The organism is Glutamicibacter sp. AGC46, from assembly GCF_053543715.1.
The window spans coordinates 245,958-251,228 of the sequence record NZ_JBLVOJ010000011.1 but is presented as its reverse complement, the minus strand read 5'-3'; the positions used below and the strand labels follow the sequence as shown (position 1 = coordinate 251,228).

General features: G+C 59.6%; 6 protein-coding genes. 4 read left to right on the top strand and 2 right to left on the bottom strand.

Translation table 11 applies throughout. The annotated features are described in order from the left end of the window. Positions 1 to 33 precede the first annotated feature (33 nt). Both ACNPM8_RS06315 and ACNPM8_RS06310 read right to left on the bottom strand, forming a co-directional pair. A complete protein-coding gene (locus tag ACNPM8_RS06315) occupies positions 34 to 702 on the bottom strand; it encodes a LuxR C-terminal-related transcriptional regulator (RefSeq protein WP_133833619.1) in 669 nt (222 codons plus the stop codon). A gap of 4 nt (positions 703 to 706) precedes the next feature. After that, the gene (locus ACNPM8_RS06310; protein WP_448939469.1) at positions 707 to 1,960 is read right to left on the bottom strand and encodes an ATP-binding protein; all 1,254 of its coding nucleotides are present in this window, start codon (positions 1,958 to 1,960) and stop codon (positions 707 to 709) included. A gap of 126 nt (positions 1,961 to 2,086) precedes the next feature. Here ACNPM8_RS06310 and ACNPM8_RS06305 point away from each other — a divergent pair, with 126 nt between their 5' ends. From ACNPM8_RS06305 to ACNPM8_RS06290, 4 genes are all read left to right on the top strand, one after another. Further along, positions 2,087 to 3,409 carry a PspC domain-containing protein gene (locus ACNPM8_RS06305; RefSeq protein WP_448939468.1) on the top strand — a complete coding sequence of 441 codons (1,323 nt, stop codon included), beginning with the start codon at positions 2,087 to 2,089 and terminating at the stop codon, positions 3,407 to 3,409. 12 nt (positions 3,410 to 3,421) lie between these two features. Beyond that, a complete protein-coding gene (locus ACNPM8_RS06300; protein ID WP_133833616.1) occupies positions 3,422 to 3,670 on the top strand; it encodes a hypothetical protein in 249 nt (82 codons plus the stop codon). Between the two features lie 35 nt (positions 3,671 to 3,705). Continuing rightward, the gene (locus ACNPM8_RS06295) at positions 3,706 to 3,948 is read left to right on the top strand and encodes a PspC domain-containing protein (RefSeq protein WP_105656871.1); all 243 of its coding nucleotides are present in this window, start codon (positions 3,706 to 3,708) and stop codon (positions 3,946 to 3,948) included. A gap of 254 nt (positions 3,949 to 4,202) precedes the next feature. Beyond that, positions 4,203 to 5,231 (top strand): 6-phosphofructokinase, encoded by a 1,029-nt coding sequence (locus ACNPM8_RS06290; RefSeq protein ID WP_105656872.1) that lies wholly within the window; start codon positions 4,203 to 4,205, stop codon positions 5,229 to 5,231. Positions 5,232 to 5,271 lie beyond the last annotated feature (40 nt).

Genomic DNA, 5,271 nt, shown 5'->3' with positions numbered 1-5,271 from the left:
CCCCCCCGCTTCTGTGCTTTGCCGCAGTGCCGTTTAGAGGATCTTGCGGTCCACAGCCCAACGGGTAAGTTCGTGGCGGTTGGATAGCTGGAGCTTGCGCAGCACATTGGACACATGCGATTCCACAGTCTTTACCGAGATGAACAGTTCCTTGGCTACTTCCTTATAGCTATATCCCCGGGCAATCAAACGCATGACTTGCAATTCGCGGTCAGAGAGCAAATCCAGCTCTTCATCAATTTCTGCCACCGGACCGCTGCTGCCAAAGGCGTCCAGGACGAACCCGGCCAAGCGTGGCGAGAACACGGCATCTCCCCCGGCCACGCGACGTACTGCATCGGAAATTTCGGCCCCGGAAATGCTCTTGGTGACATACCCGCGAGCACCGGCACGGATGACCGTCACTACGTCCTGTGCTGCGTCGGAAACGCTCAATGCCAGGAAACGCGTGGATCCCAGCAGCCCGGTGCACCCCTTGAGCACTTCGGCCCCGCCCCCGCCGCGGCCCCCGGGCAGGTGCACATCCAGGAGCACCACATCCGGTTGCTGTTCGGTGATCACCTCGATGGCTCCTTCCACGGTGCCAGCTTCCCCGACAATCTGGATGTCCTGGGCCAAATCGGCACGTAAACCGGAACGGAAGATGGCGTGGTCATCCACCAGCACTACACGGTAGTTCTCGGTGGTGTTCTCAGCGTTCATGTTTCTATTCTTCCTCCATGTTCAGTGGCATGCTCAGCTGCACCTCGGTTCCGGAATCACCGCTCCGGATATGCGCCATGCCGCCTGCGCGTTGCATGCGGCCAATGATTGATTCCCTGACGCCGTGCCGGTCCGCCGGTATTCCATCTACTTCAAAACCGGTGCCGCGGTCACGCACATACACTTCTACTTGTTCGGCCGAGCATTCGATGAATACCGAAATCTTGCCCTCGGCATGCTTCGCTGCGTTCATCATCGCCTCGCGGCTAGCGGCCACCAGTGCCTGCTGCCCGGCAAAGCCCTGAGCATTGCCTACGGATATGACTTCTACATCACGCAGTAGCAGCTGTTCGATGTGGCTTGCCTCGTGCTGGATCTCAACGATTACATCTTCATCATCAAGGTCATGGTTGCCGTACAGCCATTGACGCAGTTCACGCTCTTGGACGCGTGCCAAGGTTCTCACCGCCGCTGGGTCTTCACTGCGTTTTTGAATCACTGCCAAGGTCTGCAAGACCGAGTCGTGCAGGTGGGCCGCGAACTCCGCACGTTGGGCCGCCGCCTGGCGCGAGCTCCGTTCAGCGATGAAATCGCGCCAAAGCCGAGTGCCCCAGGGAAGCAACACCACGACTGCGCCGACAATGATCGCCAAGGCCGCCCACAAGCCGCCGAGCAGGTCTGCGGCTCCGACAGTATTGCCCAGCAGGGCCAGCAGACCGCCGATGACCAGGACCAGGCCAAAAGCCAGGCGCAGCAAGAAAGGCAATGACGGGCGCTTCTTGTGCTCGGTGATACCTTCATCGAACTGGATCCAAGCCAGCACAATACCGGCAATCACGCCCAAGGTAGGCCAGATCAGATCCCAGCGGATATTCCAGCCGGTCCACTGTCCATAAGCCAGGACGGCGAGCGCCAGCAGGCCCGCACCGATCAGCGTGTCACGCCAGGTGGAGTTCCTTTCCCAACCTTCGCGTGGACGGAAGATGCCTTGCTGCACCCGGTTCATTTCTTCAGCAAGGCTGCGTGATCTGGTGCCCCAGGAGCGAAGCTCGTCAGCGTGCGCCTCTTCGGCGCTCGGGACGAATACCCAAAGCCACGCGTAGAGCAGAATGCCGATGCCGCCCAGTGCGGACAATCCCAGGAACCCAATACGCACGTACCCCAGCGGGATGCCCAGGTGCTCCGCGAGGCCGCCGCAGACGCCGGCGATTAGCCGGTTCTCGCTGCGCACCATCAAACGCCGTTCAGGACTTTCCATAGTTCTAAGTCAAGCACGTTCTTGTCGTTTCTTCCCGGTTGATCACCGGATCTAGGGGCACCCCTAGGGGAAGTTCAGGGTATCCCCTCATAGCGCGGGACCCCTGCCACACGAGAACATTGGACTATGAACAACGAAGGCTCTCAACGTCGTCGCGGCTTTTACGACCAGCTGCGCAAATCACCGATCACTCGCCAGGACTCGCAGTGGCTCGGTGGCGTTGCAACTGGTGTCGCCGAATATTTCAAGGTCGATGTAGTGCTGATCCGCGGCATCTTCGTGGTGCTCGGTGTCCTAGGCGGCTTGGGCATGGTGCTCTATGGACTGGCTTGGGCGTTGCTTCCTGATGCGGGAGGCAAAATGCATCTGGAAAGTGCCGTGAACCGGAACTGGACCAGCGGCATGACTGGCGCGGTGATCATCTTTGCGCTGGGCATCTTCCCTGCTCCCTGGTTCTTGGATTCGCTGGCACCGGTCCTGTGGCCCCTGGCTATTGTTGCGGCTATCGCATTCATTATCTTCAGCAGGAAGAACACCCGGTTTGCGCGTCCGGACCAAGCCCGCAATCCGGCAGCGACCGGTGACAGCTCTGCTGCCTCGCCAAGGGCTGCCGAGAAGAGCACCGCGTTGGAGCATCCTTGGCGTGAGGACGGCACCCAGAGTTTCAATGCGAGCGTAGCTAGCGGGTTCGGGACGAACTACCCGGATGCGCCGATGAAGGAGCACCCCATGAATTCAGGTGATTCTGGCCCAGCGGGCCAGTACGAAAATAGCTATTCGCCGGATCCCGCATACACGAAGGCCTACAGTGCCAAGGCGAATCGCAAGCCGATCAGCCGCCCGATTCCGGGTTGGCTTGGCACCACCGTCTTCGGCGTTACCGTGCTGGTGGTCGCCGTGGTCATGCTGGCCGACTACCTGTATATCGTGGCCTTGCCTGGTTCGGGCTGGACCGTGGCCTTGGCTTGTGGCCTGTTGCTTGTTGGCATCACCATTGTCCTAGCGGCCCTCTCCGGGCGAACCAGTGGAGGCCTGTTGGGTTTGGCTATTCCATTGCTGGTCCTGACGGTGATCTTCTCTGCTACGTCTTTCGAGGAATCTGCCCGCGGGTTCGTTCGATCGGCTACCGGCAGCGACAGCCAATACAGCGCTGTTTTCAGCAGCTCAACGGTTGACCTGACCCATCTGGGCAGTATCACCAAACCCACCACGGTGGAGATCGATTCGGTCTTCTCCAGAATGGATCTGCTGCTGCCGGACAATGTTCCGGTGAAGATCGAGACCGACGGCGCATTCCTTTCCGGAATGGATATGGAACTGCCGCAGGACCGGCGGTCCTTGCCGGGAAATGCACCAATGCTGACCATTGAAGTAGACGGAGTTTTTTCCTCGTTCTCCACGACCGTGGATGATCCCAGCATCCTGAACCCCAGCAACACGGATTTCTAAGGACTGAGCCCCATGAATACTTCTTCTACTCCCGCTAGGAAATTCCCTACCGGAACCTTGGTCTTCGGCCTGATTCTGATCGTTGTCGCCCTGGCATCGCTCAGCCGTCTGGTCTTGCAGTGGAGCTTTGACATGCCGCTGTTCTTCATCGCTATCGTCGCCTTGGCCGGCGTAGCCATGATCTTCTCCGGATTGGCATCGGCCGGCAAGGCCCGCAAATCCGAAGCCGAACCACCGGTTCCCACCGACCCCAATCTCTAAGCCTCCAAGCTTTTCCAACAATTAGGAGTTCTCTGATGGACGCATTCTTCAACTCGCTTCGTTCCATGCCGCTTCGTCGCGGGCCAGGCCGATTGGCCGGTGGCGTCGCTGGGGGCATCGCCGACAAGTTCGGGTGGGATGTCACCTTGGTGCGTATCGCCCTACTGCTTTCGTTCTTGCTTCCGGTAATGGGTGTTGCCGCATATATCCTGGCGTGGATCCTGATCCCAGCGCAGGACAACACCATCATCTTGCAGAACTGGCTTCGCAAATTCTAAATACCGTTCCCGGCTGGCCTGCTCGGGAACGATGCTTGGCATCGCTATCCGGCTAGGGCGAGGCTCGTGCACTTCCGTGACATGAGACTCGCCCTAGTGGCTTTAAGCACGTACAATGGCACGCAGAGTAGATGCTCAATGGCGCGCGGATATTGACTGAAATCCGAATGGAACTCTTTGCTGTTACAGCGTTATCACGGGGCCTGCACGCTCCAGCTGTCGCACAGGGCTTTCCCATTACTAAGCGAGGGCCAATGCGCATTGGAATCATGACCTCAGGCGGCGACTGCCCCGGTCTGAACGCCGTCATCCGCGGTGCGGTACTGAACGGCATCAAAAGCTACGACGACGAATTCGTCGGTTTCCGCGACGGCTGGCGCGGCGTCAAGGAAGGCGACTTCTTCGACCTTCCGCGAACCGCTGTGCGTGGCATCGCCAAGCAAGGCGGCACCATTTTGGGCACCTCACGCACCAATGCGTTTGAAGGGGAACTTGGTGGCGCGGAGAACATTTCCAAGGTTCTGAAATCCAATAGCATCGATGCGCTGATTGCCATCGGCGGGGAAGGCACCTTAGCTGGCGCCCAGCGCCTATGCGAAGCCGGCCTTCCTATCGTTGGCGTTCCCAAAACCATCGATAATGACTTGGACGCCACGGATTACACCTTCGGTTTCGATACCGCTAACCAGATTGCGGTCGAAGCCATTGACCGCCTGCGCACCACCGGCGATTCCCACCACCGCTGCATGGTGGCCGAGGTAATGGGCCGCCACGTAGGCTGGATTGCACTGCACGCGGGGATGGCATCCGGTGCGCACGCGGTGCTCATCCCGGAGGTTTCCACCACCATGGAGCAGATCTGCCAGTGGGTGAACGAAGCCCATGAGCGCGGACGCGCCCCGTTGGTGGTTGTGGCCGAAGGCTTTGTGCCAGAAGGCATGGAAGAAGCGTTCTCGGTACGTGGTCTCGATTCCTTCGGACGCGCCCGCCTTGGCGGCATCGGGGAGATGCTCGCCCCGGTCATTGAGGAACGTACCGGCATCGAAACGCGTGCAACCGTGCTGGGACATATTCAGCGCGGCGGCGTCCCCACCGCTTTTGACCGTGTCCTGGCCACCCGTTTGGGAATGGCTGCGGTGGATTCCATCCATGCCGAGGCGTGGGGCACTATGGTGGCGTTGCACGGCACCAAGGTGCTGCGCGTACCGCTGCGTGCCGCACTGAACAACCTCAAGCGTGTCCCCATGGAACGCTACGAAGAGGCCGCCGTGCTCTTCGGCTAGGCCTGGAGATACACCAAGGGCGGGGGTTGGAATGCTGTTC